This window comes from Devosia sp. BK, assembly GCF_032907385.1.
Taxonomy (GTDB): domain Bacteria; phylum Pseudomonadota; class Alphaproteobacteria; order Rhizobiales; family Devosiaceae; genus Devosia.
On record NZ_JAIMBX010000001.1, the window covers coordinates 97414 to 114560 of the forward strand.

Consider the following 17147-nt stretch of genomic DNA (forward strand, 5'->3'; position numbering starts at 1 on the left):
TTTCATCAAGATCATTTCAAGGACCAAACAATGACGATCCGTAAGACACTTTTGGGTGGGCTGGTTTCGGCAGCCCTGATGACGACAGCGATGACAGGCGTCATCGCACAGGATGCGACGCCTGCCACACCCGCGGCACCTGCAAACCCTGAAGCCGCAACGCCACCACCAATGCCCGCTTCGCCGAAGCCCGCGGCTGAAATGGCGCAGCCCAATGCCGACATGAAGGCCGTGCTTGATGCACTTGCCGAACTTGAGGCCAAGCCTTTCCATACGCTGAGCGTGCCTGAAGCGCGCAACCAGGCCAGCCCTGCCGATGCTGCCCGGACAGTGCAGCGGGACAAGAAAATTCCGTCCGAGCCTGAATCGCTCGTCGAGACCAAAGACATTGCTATTCCGGGCCCCATGGGTGCGCTGCCAGCCCGGGTCTATATGCCGCCCGATGCTGGCGAAGGCCCATTGCCGGTTATTGTCTATTTCCACGGCGGTGGCTGGGTGGTCGCCGATATCAATGTCTATGATTCAACCCCGCGGGCCCTCGCCATTGGTTCGAAGGCGATCGTGATCTCCGTCGATTATCGCCATTCCCCGGAATGGAAATTTCCGGCAGCCCATGATGATGCCTGGACCGCCTATGAATGGGTGGTCGAAAACATCCACACCATGAATGGCGACGCTGCGCGGATCGCTGTCGCCGGAGAGAGTGCGGGAGCCAACCTTGCGGCCAATGTGGCACTGATGGCCAAGGAGCGTGAAGCAACGCTGCCGGTCTACCAGTTGCTTGTCTATCCGATTGCAGGAACAGACACTGAGACGGAGTCCTATCTCGAAAATGCCGAGGCTAAGCCGCTTGGCAAGGCCGACATGGAATGGTTCTTCGAACACGTTCTCGAAAACCCCGAACAGGCCAGCGATCCGAGGCTCAATCTCGTTGGCCGCGACGATCTTGCAGGCCTGCCGCCAGCAACGGTGATCACCGCACAGATCGATCCGCTGCGCACCGAAGGCGAGACGTATGCCGAGGACCTTGAAGCTGCCGACGTTGCGGTCAATGCGCTGCACTACGATGGCGTGACCCACGAATTCTTCGGCATGGCCAAAGTCGTTCCCGAGGCAAAAGAGGCGGTTGACGCCGCGAACGCCGATCTGACCGCCGCTTTTGCCCAGTAACAGCCAGGAAAACAAAATGACTCTTCGGATCAAAATCGCTGCCGCTGGCACAGCCGTGGCACTTTCTCTTGCCCTCTCCCCTTTGGCTTTTGCGCAGGACGTCCTCGCCAAGCCGGCCGGCGACGCATCGCCGGTTTTTGTTGTCGATACGCCAAGCTTCCTCATGCAGACGATGAGCGCCAACCAGTTCGAAATCCAATCGAGCGAACTGGCCAAGCAAAAGGATCAGGAGGACGCGATCAACGAGGCGGCCGACATGATCATTGCCGATCACAAGGCGGCGGGCGAAAAGCTCGACGCGCTCCTTGCAGATCATCCGGCAAAGCCAGCCGATATGCCGGCGCTAGCGCCCAAGCATCAAAAGATGCTGGATCAGCTCGAGGCGGCCGACGGCGCGGACTTCAAAGCGCTTTACCTCGACATGCAGGTGCAAGCGCACATGGAAGCCGTGGCGCTGTTCCGGACCTATGCCGGATCAGGTGATGATCAGACACTGGTCGGGTTTGCACGAGAAACCTTGCCGGCGCTTGAAACGCACTTGGCGCACGTCACGGCAATTGTGCACGGAGAGCACCGCTGAGGTCGTAGCTATATGTGGAGCGTTATTCCACACATTCGTCGATGTGACTGGAATAACGCGCTCGACCGAACGCATCTAAAAGTCTCAGTACGCTGCAGGAGAGTTTGCCTTGCGGCGTATGTCGGCGTTTGGACTATGAATTCCCGGAAATGCGGACAGCCGCCAACAGACAAGCCTAGAAAGCTGCACGTCGTTGGTAGTGGCGACATTACTAGGAGTGGGCTCGCTATGGGATCGAGAACCGGCTGATGCCCCAATAGTCGTTGTCGGCCTTGCCGCATATGCGAGTTACAGGCCGTCCCCTCGCCGAACAACAAGCGTGCGTCGACAGAGACAAAGAGTTGCCTGGCCAAAACGTTCGTACCGGCCAGGCTGTGGGATTAGTGACGGCGAGCCGATTCCGCAGGCACTTCACCTATGGACATCGCCCGGAAGAACGGAATGAGTTGGTAGACGGCAGAAAGGCCGACGAGAACATAAACGATCCGAGCCAAGGCGGCGTCCTGGCCGCCGAAGAGGGATGCCACGAGGTCGAATTGGAATGCGCCGACGAGCAGCCAGTTCATGCCGCCTACGATGACGAGTAGCAGCGTTATAAGATTGAGGGCTTTCATGAAATTCTCCAATGTACATTTGGAGAAGCTCACCGTTCATCGACAGTTCCGACGATTAACAAGCCACCGTTTCGAACTGCTCCTCGACGCGAAGTTGAGCCAATAATGGCCTGCAATCGAGGTGGCGTTTTCGGCGTCATGACCTCAGAACTATCCATGTTGGTGCGTGGTCGCTTGACTTCTCCCAGCCTCGAACATGACGATCGACGCCAGCAGCTTTGAGGCGTCCTGCGATAGCCGGTGCGACCAGGAGGTGGTCGATCCGCAGACCGGCATCCCGGCCGTAGGCATTCCGAAGATAGTCCCAGAACGTGTAGATCCGTTCATCTGGATGAAGTTTGCGAACCGCATCCGTCCAGCCTTGCTCGATGATTTTGCGGTACGCGTCACGCACCTCTGGCCTAAAAAGTGCATCGTCGACCCAGCGTTCCGGTTTGTAGACGTCCATTTCGGTGGGCATGACGTTGTAGTCGCCCGCTAAAATCACAGGCAGGTCCGTCGCCAGCAGTTCCTTCGCGTGCGCAGCAAACCGCTCCAACCATTTTAGCTTGTAGTCAAATTTTGGGCCTGGTGCCGGGTTGCCGTTCGGAAGGTAAAGGCAACCGATGATTATGCCTTCGACCGCAGCCTCGATGTACCGGCTGTGAAGGTCATCACGATCGCCAGGAAGTCCCCTTCTGGTCTCGATCGGCTCTGCTCCTCGAGCAAGAATTGCAACGCCGTTCCAGCTCTTCTGACCATGCCAGATGGCGCCAAATCCGGCAGCCTCGATAGCGGCAGCGGGAAAACGCTCATCTGGAGATTTCAGCTCTTGCAAACAGACGACATCGGGCTCCGCCTCTTTAAGCCAGCGGAGAAGGACCGGCAGGCGGCCATTGACGCCATTGACGTTGTAGGTGGCGATCTTCATCTCGAACGGCCTAGAGCTGATCGTTGTCAGGGCCCTTTGTTTCGCCGACCTTTCGAGCCAGAGCCGTAAACGACGGCATACTTGCGCCATCTCGGTTGTTATTGGCGAGCCGAAGCAGCCGAGCGGGAAAGGCGATGGCGTCGCGATGGGCTGGCGACAGGTCTTCGGAAACGCGATCGTCGCCCAAGACAATTTGCTCCGATCGAGCAAGACATTGGTCGATTTCCTCGATGGAAACGAGGCCTTTGGCGACCAGCATTTGATTCAAGCCTGCTATGGCAATCAGGAGGCCTTCGAGTTGCAGATTGGCGGTGTTCATTATCCGAGCTCCTCTTGTTGGACAGGAACGAGCCGTCAGCCTTGCCGTTGCGATGGCAAAAACCCCTATCACCGCTTAGCAGTCCATTGTGCCAGTTCTTCCGCGAGGGGTTGGTAGATTGTCCGGCTATTGTCGGACCAAGCGTGTTCAAGCAATCCATTCTGACAGGCCCTATCATCGTCCCACCCAAAATGATTGAGGATGGGATAAAGGCATAGCCCCTCCATCGGTACGCCTTTTGTGCGAGCGAGAGAGACCTCGCCTGCCGCATAACGGAGCCACTCGGGTCGCGCCTCAAATTCTGTACCAGTCTCAGAGAGCAATATCGGACGCCCATAGCGACCGTGTATTTCCATCAGCAACCGGTGCAGGGGGAGATATTGCGGATGATGGCGATCGATCGGCGGCCCGCCATGTATCCATTGATTGTTGCTGTAGTAATTGACACCGACGATATCGAGCAGCCGCATGGAGCCGCCAAGCTGCGGCCAGGCAAGTCCGGCCAGCATGTCCCAACTTTGATACTGTGCTTGGCGGTGGCCCTCTGCGGCCCAGAATTCATGCGGTCGTTCTGGCGCTGTCACCACATTGATCGCGGGGTCGCAGTGTACGAAGCGGGCGCGGTTGTCGATCTCGAGAATCGCTTCCATGGCGGCGATAGCCGCACGGGTGAGTTGCACCTTCAGCTCGAAGCCGCGGCCCCTGGCAAACGGATTGAGATAGCCGGCATCGCCGCCGCCCCAGGCGGTGAAGGATATTTCGTTGACCGGGCAATAAAACGGGATCGAGTCGCTATGGTCGCGGACCAGGCGAGCGGCGGCGCGGGCGAAGGCAGCGAAGCGATCAACGAATTGCGGTTGCCAGATATCGAGATCGTCCGGCCAGCCATAGTGGAATAGATCCCAGATGACCTGTGTGCCAGTGGTGCGGGCGGCCGTGAGCATGGGCAGGATGCTCGACCAGTCGTAGCGGCCGGGAGCGGTTTCGATGCGGTGCCAGCGAAAGCCATCGCGGAAGGTACGCATGCCGAGAGACGCAAGTTGGCGATAGTCGGCTTCGGCATGTTGATCGTGAAGGCTAGAGGCGATGATGTCGAGCCGCTTGCCATTGCTCAGCCGATGGGTAGAGCACTCGAAACCGCCTTGGTAGAAGGATTGGAAGAGGGTCGGCGGAGGGGCCGAGGGGCGCTCGGCGATGACCGTGTCAATCAGGCGGCGCCATTGCGGCGTGACCACTGCGGCGCTGTAGGTGTTTTCGACTTTTGCTCGAAGTGCAGTGCCGAGACGTGTGCGAAGGGTGGAGTCGTCAAGGAGACGCACCATGGCTTTGGCGGCCGCCTCCGGCGCGCGATGGGGCACGAAGAGCCCGGATAACTCATCCTCGATCTGTTGCAGGGCGCCGTTGTCGGGCGTTGCTATGACCGAAAGTCCTGCCGCTCCAGCCTCGGCTATCACATGAGGCATGCCTTCGCCTTCCGAGAGCCAGGCAAAAATATCCATGGCCGCGAGAAGGGCGGGGACGTCGCGGCGATCGCCAAGGAAGCGCAGGGCATGCTGCAGATGGCTTTTCAGCGCCAGCAGTTGGAGCTTTTCCGCATATTCCGTCATGAAAGCATCCGGACCGCCCACGATCAGAAACAGCACGTCGGGACGCCGCTGGTGGACGATGGCTGCGGCGGTGATAAAATCTTCAACGCGCTTCTTTTCGTCGAGCCGCCCCACCCAACCGATGACAGGGATGGTTTCATTAATACCGAGCTCGGCGCGCATGCGCTGGCGATCGTAATGGTGAAACTCGCTCAGGTCGACCATCGATGGAATTTCGATGGCGTCGTGTTCGCGCCCCGGCATTTTTCCCGCGGCGGCATCGCGGATCGAGCGGCAGACACCGACATAGCGGCTGGTGAGGTGCTTGGGTCCAGCCAGGGCTTCAGAGACGAGACCGCCGTGTTCGATCAGTGGCGGACGCTGATGCGCGCGTTCGAGGGCTGGATAAATATCGGCGACATTCTGGCATGATATGACGACGTCATAAGTTGCGACCTTGCGCGCGAGATAGGCGACAGTGTCTTCAAACGAGAGGCTGTAGGGCACCGTGTCGACATCGACGCCCAATGCACGCAATTGCTCGTGGGTTTGGGCAGGCATGCCTGGCTTGTGGAAGCAGGCGACGACGTCGATGCGATAAAGCAGCGGGTCTAGCGTCTGGGCGAGAAGGCGTACTTCTGTCTCTTCGCCACCCACAACAAGCCAGGCAAAGACAAAAAGAATGCGCTTGGGTTCGGTGTTCACTCAGCCACCTTGAAGATGATCTGCATGAATTCGGGCCGCCTCTCCACCAGTTGGGCGAGGAAGGCCGGACCATCTTCAAACGGCACGACATGGGTAATGACTTCGCGTTTGACGATGTCCCCGACTGATTGGAGGAGAGTCACGGTCTCGTTTGCCAGCCGGCGCCGATCCCATTGATGGCTGAGGCCACGGGGAACGCGATTGATCTGCGCGCATTTGAGCGCCAGGCCATTGTGGTGAAACTCTTCGCCTAATCGCAGAGCGTCAGCACCGCCTTGGTAAAAGGCGAGGTCGATTACAGTGCCTTGGGGTTTTAGCGCCTGAAGGGCGGTGTGAAGGCTGCCGGCATGAGCGCGGGTTTGGAAGACAAAGTCTGCGCCGCGATCGCCGCCGCTATGCCACTGCGTCTTGGCATGTTGCGCTGCTTGCGCCTCGTCCATGGCGAGAATGCCGAAAGCTTCGAGCTTGCCGCGACGATAGGGCGAGGGGTCAGCAACGATCAGGCCAGCCGCGCCGGCGCGCTGGGCAAACAAAGCGGTCATCAGGCCGACCGTGCCGGCACCGACGACGATGACATGGCGACCGGCAATGCCCTGGCCCAGATGGGTCACCTGGCTGCCGAAAATGTCCGCGTCGGCGTGCAAAATCCCGTTTGCCGCAATGGGGCCCATCTGGCCGACGAAGACGCCGAGGATGGGGTCTAGGCTGGGCGGAAGGGGCACGAGCACGTCGCGCGAAGGATCAGCTGTGTGGCCAGTCTTGTGAGCGTAAGCGGTAGCGACGACCTGGCCATTGGCAAAGGCCGGGCTGCGGCTTTCGAGCACTCGCGCCGATTCCATATAGCCAAGGAAAGGCACGGGATAATGAAGACTTGGTTCGCCCGGCTCGAACACGCCGCGCTCGCCATTCCAGCGCGAGAAGAAATAGGGATTGGTGTGTTTCATGAAAGTCAGCTCAGTACCGGCTGAAAAGCCGGAATAGAGCGTTTGCAACTGCACCTGACCGTCGCCAGGTGGTCCTTCGTCATAGCCGAAATGATAGGCCTGGCCTTCGCGTTCGATACCGAGCGAGCGGATGTGACGGTGAGGCATCAGCGGTTCACCAGATCGACGGCTTGGCCGGTCTCGGCCGATTGGTTGATGGCCAGCGCCACTCGATGGGTTTTGAGGGCTTCGCCGTAGGAGCAGCGAATTCGGCTCGGCTCACCGCGGACGGCATCGATGAAATCGCGATCCTCGCGCCAGACCGGGTCGCCTTCTGCATGGCGAACGGGGCGGCCAGCGCCGACATCGACCATGATATCGTGATCGGTCAGTTCCAGCGCCATGCCATCGGCAAAAAGATGGAGCCCAACGCGGTGGCCCCAATTGAGGAGGCAGGTTGAGCCGATATTGCCGACCGCGCCGGATGCAAAGCGAAGGCTCGCCGTGCTGACTGTTGGCACATCGAGGCCGGGAAAATTATCGCGGTTGCTGTGGCCGGCAAGGCCAAAAACCTGGGTGACATCGCCAACAAGATAGCGGGCGAGGTCGATGATGTGGGTGGCCTGTTCGACCATCTGGCCGCCGGATTGATCCTTGTGCCACCACCATTGCGGCGGTGGGGTTTGGTCAAGCCAGTAGCCCGAGAGCAATTGTGCCGGGCGTTTTTCCAGCAAGCGCCGGGCTTCATCGACCGTGTCGAGATAGCGCCAGTGATAGCCGACCGCGGTGATGAGGCCTGCGGTCTCGATTTCGCCAGCCAGAGCCTCTGCCAATGCGAGGTCGAGCGAGATGGGTTTTTCGACGAAGAAGGGTAGATCCTTGGCAATCACGGCGCGTTCGGCGGCGCCATGCGCAAAGGGGGGAATGCAGATATAGATGGCGTCAAGGCTGCCGTGCGCTAGCATGTCGTCGTGGTTGGCGAACGCGCGGGCGCCAAAGCGTGAGGCGGCGTCAACGGCGCGGTCGAAATCCACGTCAGCGAAGCCTGCCAGTTCGACATCCTCGAATTGTTCGAGCACACCGAGATGGCGCTGGGCGATGCCGCCGACGCCGATAAAGCCTATGCGAGTCTTGGTCATGCGGAACGGGCCTGTAATTGCGATAAGGAAGGTACCATGGCGGAGGCGTAGATTTTCGCGGTTTGCGCGGCCATCCGGCTGGCAAGGAAATGCTGGTTGAACCGCTCACGTCCGGCTTCGCCGGATTTCTGCGCGGCGTCGGGATTGGCGAGGGCTGTGGTTATAGTGGAGGCCAGAGCGATGGGATCAGCAGAGGCGGCGAGATAGGGGTGAGCCTCGCCCACGGCTTGGATACTGCCGCCGATTGCGGTGGTGACGATCGGCACGCCGGCGGCCATGGCTTCGAGAAGCACCAGCGGCAGGCCCTCGAACAGGGAGGGCGAGACCAGCAGGTCTGCGGCCGCCAAGAGGTCGGGAACATCATCGCGATGGCCAAGGAGGGTCACGGCATGATCGAGCCCAGCGTCGCGCACGGCGGTTTCCAGCGTGGCGAAATCCGGACCATCGCCGACCCAGACGAACCGCGCCCCGGGCTGATGTTCGAGCACGGCCGGCACTGCGTCGAGCAAGGTGGGATAGGCTTTCTGCTCGGTAAAGCGCGCAACGGTCAGCAGCATTTGTTCGTGCGCCAACAAGCCCAAGGCCGTTCGGGTGTTTTGACGGTCTGTTGTGGCCGCGCGCGCCGCGATGCCGTTGGGCACAAGAGCAAAACGAGATGCGCCATGGCGGCTCGCAAAGCTGTCATAGGCGGCGCGTGAGACAGTGATGACGCGATCCACCGAGAGAAGCAGGCCACCATATTCCGCCTGTTGCACGGGACTAGTCAGCACATAGGGCAGGTGTTCGGTGCGGATGGTCGGCAGGCCCGCGGCCTTGCCGAGCCGCACGAGTTCGTGGCCTTCCCAGCCGATGCCGGCATGGACATGGAGCAGCGCAGCATTGTTTCGCAACCACGCTTTGAAGGGATTGAGAGCGGAAAGATCTAACGTCTTTATGCGCAGGCCCATGCCAGCGGCGCGGCCAAGCAAATCGCGACCGCCCGAATTGCCATCAGCGGCAATCACGACATCGAACTCGTCCGACAAGGCGCTGCCGAGCGTCAGCATGTGTTCGCCAAGGCCCGATGGATGGTGGCTATCGGTCGCCAAAACCAGGACCGGTCTCATGAGCCTACCGCCATATCGGTGGAGACATTCATGCGGCGATAGTGGGCCAGCGCCTGCCCGACGACCTGATCCATATTGTAGTAGCGATAAGTGCCGAGGCGACCGACGAAACTGACCTCAGGATGTGCACCGGCGAGATCGGCATATTGCTTATAGAGCGCTGCGTTTTCCGGTCGCGGGATGGGGTAGTAGGGGTCGCCATCGGCCTGGGGGAATTCGTAGCTGATCGAGGTCTGGCGATGCACCTGCCCCGTCAGGTGCTTGTATTCGGTGATGCGTGTATAGGGCACGGCCTCGTCTGGATAATTGACGACGGCCACCGGTTGGAAACGGCGCTGATCCAGGGTTTCGTGGCGGAAGGCGAGGCTGCGATAGGGCAGGGCGCCGAAACGGTGACCGAAATATTCGTCGATCGGGCCCGTGTAGATCGTGCGGGGCGCCAGGTTTTCTGCGCGGATATCGGCATAATCAACACCAAGCGCGAGATCGATATTGTCGTGGTCGAGCATGTTTTCGAACATGGCCGTATAGCCATGAAGCGGCATGGCCTGGAACGTATCGAGGAAGTAGCGGTCGTCCTCATTGCAGCGCGTGGGGATACGTGAGGTGACAGCCTTGTCCAATTGGCTGGGGTCGAGCCCCCATTGCTTGCGCGTATAGCCTTCGAAGAAGGTGCGGTAGAGTTCGGCGCCAACCTGATTGATCACGACATCCTTCGACGTCCGCAGTTCGGCAATCGGCTCGGCGCGGCTGCGGAGGAATTCTTGGGCTTCAGCGTCAGTGGCGAGATCGAGGCTATAGAGCGCATTGAGCGTCGTGCGGTTGATCGGCATAGGCACGCGCTTGTCCCCAACCGCTGCAAGCACGCGGTGCTCGTAGGGCCGCCAGGCGGTGAAGCGGGAGAGATAGGTGACGATGGCGTCGCTATTGGTGTGGAAGATATGCGGGCCATATTGATGCACCAGAATGCCGGCAGCATCGTGCCTATCATAGGCATTGCCGGCGACATGATTGCGGCGATCGCAAAGGAGAACGCGCTGATTGCTGTCGGACGCCAGTCGTTCAGCGAGGACCGATCCGGCAAAGCCAGCGCCGACAATGACCACATCGTAGGCCGAGCGGCGTTTGGAGCTGCGCATAACTGGCAAGCGGATGACGGGGCGATCGCCACAAATGGCTTCGCCAACGAGACGCGACATCTGATCGAAGGTTTTGTCCCAGGACATGGCGGCGAGTTTTTCGTCGACGGCCGGCTGCCAGTCACTAGGCTTGAGGGCCAGTGCGGCCTCGCAGGCGGCGGTGAATTCGGCTGGTGTCCGAGCGATATTGACGGCATCGAGCGCGCCATAGGCGGCGACGACGTCAGCAATAGGTGTCGAAACGACGGGGATGCCGGCGGCCAGATATTCCGGCGTCTTGGTGGGGCTGATGAAACGCGTCGCCTCGTTGATGGCGAAGGGCATGAGTGCCACGTCCCAGCCGGCGAGATAGGCCGGGAGATCGGCATAGTTTCGTTGGCCAAGGAAATGGAGATTTGGCACGCGGGGCAAATCGTCGGGACCGATCTTGGCAAGCGGCCCCACCATGATGAGCGACCAATCGGGTCGAGCGCGGGCGACCTTCTCAAGCAGTTCCAGATCGATCCGCTCGTCGATCACGCCATAAAAGCCGAGCCGCGGGCCGGGGAGGGCGTTGAGATCGCCGGCAGGCGCCATGCCTTTGCGGGCCTGGGCGAAGTGAGCGACGTCGACGCTCGATGGAAAGACATGGATATTGTCATGCTGCCCGCGTTTAGCAGCAAAGAGGCTTTCGCCACCGGTGAAGACCACGTCGGCGCGGTCGATCAGTTCTGCTTCGAGGGTCTTGAGCTGCGGTGGGGCGAAGCGGAAATTGGCCAGCTCGTCCATGCAGTCATAGACAATGGCCACCGCGTCGACGTGTTTGGCAAAGCCGAACATCATCGGGCTGTAGAACCAGAGGACGGGCTTTGAGACGCCATGGAGGCGGAGCAAGGTGTCGAGCAAGCCTCTAAGTGCTGTCTCGCGCTGCGCTTCAACCCACCAATGGGGGATGCGCGGGCGGACGGCAATCACGTCGGTGCCGGCGAAAGGGTGATATTCGAGATAGGGCAGATGGTGGTCGGTCGGGATGTATTCCTCGAAGAAATAGACCTGCCGCTCACCGGCAAACCTTTGCATCAAATGCTGCGGACGCTGCAGCACGAAATCCCAGCGCAAGTGCGAAAAGCAGATGAGGGGCGCGGCACGGCCTGCAGGCAGGGCGTCGAAATGGTCAGGCTTAAGCTGCTGGTTCAAACGACGCTCCTTGGCGGTCGGCTGTTCGGGATTTTTTGGCAATGGCCTCAGCGATCAGGCTCTCGAAGCGGCCGGCCGTGTGGGGCCAGGCCCAGCGTGCGAGGACGGCTTCGCGGGGGCTGAACCGCTCGGGATGATCAATCGCGGCAATGATGGCCTGCTCGAAGCTATCTGCCGGGGCGGCGATGCCGGTTTCCGGCAGGATATACTGGAGGCCGCAGGCGAGGTCGGCATTGGCCACGACGGGAAGGCCCGCGAGCATGTATTCGGTGATGATGGCAGGAGCGCCATCCTCGACACCACACACGACGCCGACACGCGCCGCGTTCATCAACCGATTGACCTCGGCATAGGGCACGCCGGGTGGGTCGATGAAATCGACGGTGATGTCGAGGTCATGCGCGCGCTGGCGAAGCGCTGCCGCGTCCTCGCCATAGCCCATGACGCAGAGCGCGGTGAGCCGGCGCGGCGCGCGGGCCATCGCATCAAACAGCACGTCGTGGCGTTTATAGGCCTGCGCCGCAGCAACATAGATAATGTCGTATTGTTTCGGGTCGCCGGTCGGGAAGAACGTTTCGGGGGAGGCGAATTCCGGGCCGATCGGCATGATCGCGGTGATCAAATCGGGATGACGTTCATGGACGAGATCGGATTGCCACTCGGCACCTGTCAGCACAATGTCGAAATGGCGGCTGATCTCGGGTGGTACGCGCAGGGCAGGGGCGTCGATCGAATTATAGATGATGATGCTGTCGCGGCACGCGTCGAGCAGCGCTTCGCTGACCCCTAGACCCCATATGCAGAGAATGCGCGGTGCGCCATGCATGCGGATGAAGTCGAGCATGGTCTCGGAATGGAAGGGCGCAGTGTCGTCACTGAGGGGAAAGATCCGGCGCGCGAGGTGCGGGCTGTCCTCGTGGAAGGAGCCGTGTCCGATGCTGTGGTGCCAGATTTCGGCGAATTCGACGAGACCGCTGCGAATGGCAGTTAGCGGTAGGCGCTCAAGGTAACTGCCTACGACGGAGGGAGCGGGTTCGCTAACCAAAAGCTTCCTCGGCGCGGCGTCAAAAGGCTTTTCACCAGGCCGATGACTGTTTTCGACGCGGTCGCTGATCACCACAATGGACGTGCGCAAGCCCTCGCTGAACAAATTATGCTCCGCCGTTCCCGCCACGAGTGGCGTGGGTCAAAACTATGAAAAGATTTGGCTTTTATGGCCAAGCAGCCACTAAGGTTGCCTGCATGAACCGCGCCTTTCGCGTTAAGTTCCGTCACATGTCACGCGTTGCATAGAAGATCAGAGACGGGAGCGGACCCGGACACCCCTACAAGAGCCCAGCGCGAGCCCTCGCTAGGTCACTGGAAATTCGTCGCACTCTCCGGGACGAGTACATTACTGCCGACCCTGTCGGGCGCAGGATTTGAGGTGATGTTTCACGCATTTCGATTGGCCGCACCGGGACCAACGCTCTGCGTTTCGTCGTTCCTGGCGACGGTGCAGGCAGGTAATGTTGCCATAGCCAATTATTAGGATGGGTTTTCGTGTCTCACGCAACACCATGAAACCTCGGCCCAATCCAACCAGCGCAGATATATGGACGGTCAACTAACCACTAGGGTTTGCTCAGGATATTTCCGAACACGGACCAATCCGTACGGTTCGTTAGGTACTCCAGCCCCAGAACACCAAGCCAACTATTCCCAAACGGGTCCAGCGCAGGAGACCATGCCGCTATGGATGCGATGTGCGGCACGACAGCCAGGATGCCGCCGCCAACACCTGATTTTGCCGGCAGGCCAACCCGAAAAGCGAAGTCTCCGGACCCGTTGTACATACCACATGTCATCATTATGGAGAGGATGCGCCGGGCGCGTCGGGATGCTTGCAAACCTCGGTCCGATCGTTCGTCTGGACCCTCCTGCATAAGAAACCGCCCCGCTTTAGCGAGCCCAATGCAATCGAGGGAAATAGCGCATTGATGCACATAGGCGTTCATAACGTCATCGACCGCATGGCGCAGATTGTCGTGGTGCTTGGCCATGAACAGCAATGATCGGTTGAGATCACCCCTAGCCTGATCGCTTTCCAGTACGTCCGCGTCGACAGTGACGATTTCGTCGTCCATTTGCTGTTTGACGAAGTTCATCACCGAGCCATTCGCATCTTCCCCTTTTGCATCGAGAAGCGAGTCGATCACGACGAGCGCGCCAGCATTGATGAAAGGGTTTCGCGGCACTCCTTTGAAGCGCTCGAGATCAATAATGGAATTGAACGCGTCTCCAGATGGCTCTCGGCCGACTCTCTTCCAGAGCTTGTCACCGTGTCTTTGCAGCGCCACTTCAAGCGCGAATACTTTGGAAATAGACTGGATCGGAAATGCATTAGATGCATCGCCGGCCTTTATAAGATCGCCTTCGCGGGTAAACACAGACAGACCAAATTTCGCAAAGTCCGCTTTGCGGGGCGCCGGTTTGTGGTGCTCGTCTGCCACCTTTTTTGCGTCTATATAGATCCGTTCAGCATGGTCCTTTACGTCCTTAACCGTCTCATCAAGAATTGTTTGTAACTCGAATACGCTGTGCTGACGGTCTTTCACTCAGAGTCTCCCATTTTCTGGTCAACGTGCGGCGAAGATTTGAGTGACAAGAATTGGAAGAATAAATGTCGACGCTTTTTGCGTGCTCCAACGCGTTCTAAGCGTAAGACCCAATCAAAAACCCGCGCCGTAGCGCGGGTTTTTCTGCGTTGTAGCGTTGAGTGTTAGTCGTTCCAGAGCTCGAGCTGCTGGGCGGCGGTGGGTTCGATCGCAAGGGACAGACGATTGGCTTCCCACGTAAATTGGTCGATTGGAACGATCACGTCGCCGTCAACGTAACCAGCGGCCTCTTCGAAATCGACAACCAGAGCTGTCGCGGTGGTCGCATCGGTACCGAGGACGGCTTCGACTTCACCGATTTTGATCCCTGCTGCGTCGTAGAGATCCCAGTCTTCGATCTGATCGACCGTGCTATTGAATGCAGCTACCTGCGCAGTGTCTTCCAGCTCGACCCACTGGGTCGGTGCTTGCGCCAATGCCGGTGCTGCAACGAGCAGAGCGACGGCAGGAACCAAGGCGAAATTTGCTTTTTTCATTCAGAAACTCCGTTTGCTACCGGAGAGGAACGCCCCAGGCATCGCATATGGTTGCCGGGCAAAATGTCGCGATTCCCGACCGCTAGTGTACCTGCCGCCGCTCGTGGGCCGTTGGCAGGTACGATGGTTGATCGCGACTCAGTCTCGTGCGACTAGGGTCGCCATGCCGTCAGCACGGCCGCGGGCCATAGCCGATGATCATTAGCCGTTAGGGCTCCTGCCGCTACGCACCGCGCCATCGCGTGATCTCCCTTTCCAGGAACGCGTAAAGCTCCGTCGAGCGACCGAAAGGCGCCGGTCAGTGCTAAAGAATGGAGCGACTTTTCCAGCAGTGCTCTACCCTACGGCAGCCGTAGACGGGCCCGCAGGGTCGCTTGTTCGTCTGTTGCAAACACGGCGCGCTCGAGGAGTTGCGGGACTACCAGATCGATAAAGCTCTGCAGGTCAGCGGGCATAATTGGGGCCATGACGTTGAAACCGTCGGCCGCTTCATTGTCGAACCACAACTGCATCGTCGTCGCAATGTCCGAGCCGGTGCCGACTGCGAGCAGGTGCCCCCGTCCACTTGCCATGCGCATCAACAATTGGCGCAAGGTCATGCTGCCGCGGCAGGCGATGTTGACCAACACAGCGACACGGCTCTGGCTCGATTGAGTTGGCGCAGCATGAGCGCGAACGGTGTCGGGCAAGGGTGCGTCGAGATCCGCATGGGAAAGATCGGTGCCAAGGAATTCGGAAAGCTTGGCGAGGACGTGTTCGATGACCATGAAGCTGTTCATCTGCGCAAGGCGGTCTTCAGCCTCACCCAGGGTGGGAGCGGCGATGGGCACAATGCCGGGATAGATAAGAAGGCTTTCGGGGGCTCGGCCATGCTGGACGGCTCGCGCCTTCATGTCACGATAGAAGGCCTGCGCATCGCCAAGGTCGGACTGTACGGTGAAAACCATGTCGGCATAGCGGGCGGCAAAGTCTCGCCCGGCTTCGGAGGCGCCAGCCTGTGCAAGGATGGGGCGACCCTGCGGGGAGCGCGGCACATTAAGCGGACCACGGCTGCGGACAAAGGGACCTTTATGATCGATAGGCTGCACCTTGGCGAGATCGAGGTAGCGGCCCGATTGTTTCTCGGCAATTCGGGCGTCGGCCTGCCAGGAATCCCACAGGGCAATGACAGCCTGGGTGACATCGGCGGCGCGAGCGTAGCGCGCGGCGTGATCGGGCATGGCATCGAGCCCGAAATTATGGGCTTCGAGCGGGTTGGAGGAGGTGACGATGTTCCAGCCCGCGCGTCCTTTGCTGATGTGATCGAGGGAGGCAAAGCGCCGGGCGAGATGGAATGGGTGGTCGAAGCTGGTCGAGGCGGTGCCGATGAGGCCGATGCGGCTGGTCACTGACGCAAGTGACGAGAGGATAATCAGCGGGTCCATGGCATCGCAGAGATGCCGGTCCGCACTGTGCTGGAGCGCCAGCACATCGCCCAGAAACAAGGCGTCGAAGCCACCGTCTTCGGCGCGCCGGGCAATGTCGATCCAATAGTTGAGATCCGTCGAGGCCAGGGCATTGCTTTCGGGCATGCGCCAGCCGGCCTCATGACTACCGATGCCGAAGATGACGGCATTGAGGCCCATGCGCCGGCCTCTGCTCATGGTGCAGCGTCGAGATAATCGTTGGCGTAATAGGCGGTGAAATCGGGCTTGGCAGTTACCGGAGCGCCATTGCCATCCTTGAGAATGCCGGCATCGAAGAGAAATGTGCCAATAGCTTCCATTTTGGCAGGATCGATGGTGCCGATCGCGCCATTTTCACTCCGGATATAGTGCCCATCGATCAAGGCCTCCAGCGAGGCCCGGACAAAGTCCCGGTCGAGCAACATATCGGCATTGGCTGCGACGAGAATGTCAGTAGCCTCGTCGGGATGGGCGATGGCATAGTCATAGCCGCGCTGGCTGGCCGTGATGAACGCTTTGGCGGTGTCCGCGTTGCGGGCAAGGTAGGCATTGCTGGTGCTAATGAAATTGGTGTGCTGGTCGGGCACGCCGAAATCGGCGTAGCGGAAGGAACGCTGGGCGGGGCCGTCGCGCTCGGCTTTAATGCCTTCCCAGGTGTAGACTTCGAGGGTGAAATCGACGGCACCATTGGCAAGCGCTTCATAGGCGGAGGTGCCAAGGGTGACGGTCTCGAACTCGCCCTTACCGCCATCATGACGGATGATCGTGTCGATCAGGGCGCTCTCCCATGCGCTGCCGAAGCCGCCATAGATTTTGCCATCGAGATCTCTGGGAGACTGGATGTCCTGCTGGGCGGCATTGAAGACGAGGCGGCCGGTTTCGGTCTGGACCAGGGCATAGGTTGCCACCAGATCGGCCCCGGCGGTGCGCTGCGTGAAAAGGCCGATAGAGCCCAGAATACCGAAATCGGCGACCTGATTGGCGACCAGCGTACCAGCAGATGTATCGGTATAGGGCAGGATCTCGACGGCGAGCCCAGCCTCCTCGTAAAAGCCCTTGGCCTTGGCAACATAAAGGCCGATGTGATTGGTATTGGGCGTCCAGTCGAGCGCAATGGAGACGGGTGTGCCCTGGGCAAGGGCCGGGGTTGCGACCAGACTGACGGCGAGGCCGAGCGCTATCATCAAACGGGAAATGGGCAT

General features: G+C 59.7%; 12 protein-coding genes and 1 pseudogene. 2 read left to right on the top strand and 11 right to left on the bottom strand.

All coding sequences use genetic code 11. The features are described from left to right. Positions 1–30: 30 nt before the first annotated feature. Together DevBK_RS00415 and DevBK_RS00420 are read left to right on the top strand one after the other, a co-directional pair. Entirely contained in the window at positions 31–1170 is a 1140-nt protein-coding gene (locus DevBK_RS00415; RefSeq protein ID WP_317184046.1) for an alpha/beta hydrolase, read from the top strand. A gap of 16 nt (positions 1171–1186) precedes the next feature. After that, complete coding sequence (locus tag DevBK_RS00420) at positions 1187–1750, top strand: DUF4142 domain-containing protein (protein ID WP_317184047.1); 564 nt, start codon at positions 1187–1189, stop codon at positions 1748–1750. A gap of 380 nt (positions 1751–2130) precedes the next feature. Here the strand turns inward: DevBK_RS00420 and DevBK_RS00425 are convergent, their stop codons facing one another. The 11 genes and pseudogenes from DevBK_RS00425 to DevBK_RS00475 all read right to left on the bottom strand — a co-directional run bounded on the left by DevBK_RS00425 (position 2131) and on the right by DevBK_RS00475 (position 17147). Continuing rightward, positions 2131–2364 carry a DUF378 domain-containing protein gene (locus DevBK_RS00425; RefSeq protein WP_317184048.1) on the bottom strand — a complete coding sequence of 78 codons (234 nt, stop codon included), beginning with the start codon at positions 2362–2364 and terminating at the stop codon, positions 2131–2133. A gap of 136 nt (positions 2365–2500) precedes the next feature. After that, positions 2501–3274 carry an exodeoxyribonuclease III gene (gene xth / locus DevBK_RS00430; RefSeq protein WP_317184049.1) on the bottom strand — a complete coding sequence of 258 codons (774 nt, stop codon included), beginning with the start codon at positions 3272–3274 and terminating at the stop codon, positions 2501–2503. 10 nt (positions 3275–3284) lie between these two features. Next, entirely contained in the window at positions 3285–3593 is a 309-nt protein-coding gene (locus tag DevBK_RS00435) for a hypothetical protein (RefSeq protein WP_317184050.1), read from the bottom strand. A gap of 68 nt (positions 3594–3661) precedes the next feature. After that, positions 3662–5884, bottom strand: coding sequence for a glycosyltransferase family 4 protein (locus DevBK_RS00440; RefSeq protein WP_317184051.1), 2223 nt, complete (start codon positions 5882–5884; stop codon positions 3662–3664). Next, a pseudogene (locus DevBK_RS00445) lies at positions 5881–8992 on the bottom strand (glycosyltransferase). Before DevBK_RS00445 ends, DevBK_RS00440 begins: the two are co-directional and overlap by 4 nt. Before the next feature lie 56 nt (positions 8993–9048). Further along, the gene (gene glf / locus DevBK_RS00450; RefSeq protein ID WP_317185567.1) at positions 9049–11250 is read right to left on the bottom strand and encodes a UDP-galactopyranose mutase; all 2202 of its coding nucleotides are present in this window, start codon (positions 11248–11250) and stop codon (positions 9049–9051) included. Between the two features lie 100 nt (positions 11251–11350). Further along, on the bottom strand, positions 11351–12517 hold the full coding sequence (locus tag DevBK_RS00455) for a glycosyltransferase family 4 protein (RefSeq protein ID WP_317184052.1): 1167 nt from the start codon (positions 12515–12517) through the stop codon (positions 11351–11353). 463 nt (positions 12518–12980) lie between these two features. Next, positions 12981–13964, bottom strand: coding sequence for a glutaminase A (gene glsA, locus DevBK_RS00460; protein WP_317184053.1), 984 nt, complete (start codon positions 13962–13964; stop codon positions 12981–12983). A 164-nt stretch (positions 13965–14128) separates the two neighbouring features. After that, positions 14129–14500, bottom strand: coding sequence for a PRC-barrel domain-containing protein (locus tag DevBK_RS00465; protein WP_061909885.1), 372 nt, complete (start codon positions 14498–14500; stop codon positions 14129–14131). A 341-nt stretch (positions 14501–14841) separates the two neighbouring features. Further along, a complete protein-coding gene (locus tag DevBK_RS00470) occupies positions 14842–16143 on the bottom strand; it encodes an LLM class flavin-dependent oxidoreductase (protein ID WP_317184054.1) in 1302 nt (433 codons plus the stop codon). Beyond that, positions 16140–17147 carry an ABC transporter substrate-binding protein gene (locus DevBK_RS00475; RefSeq protein WP_317184055.1) on the bottom strand — a complete coding sequence of 336 codons (1008 nt, stop codon included), beginning with the start codon at positions 17145–17147 and terminating at the stop codon, positions 16140–16142. Before DevBK_RS00475 ends, DevBK_RS00470 begins: the two co-directional genes overlap by 4 nt.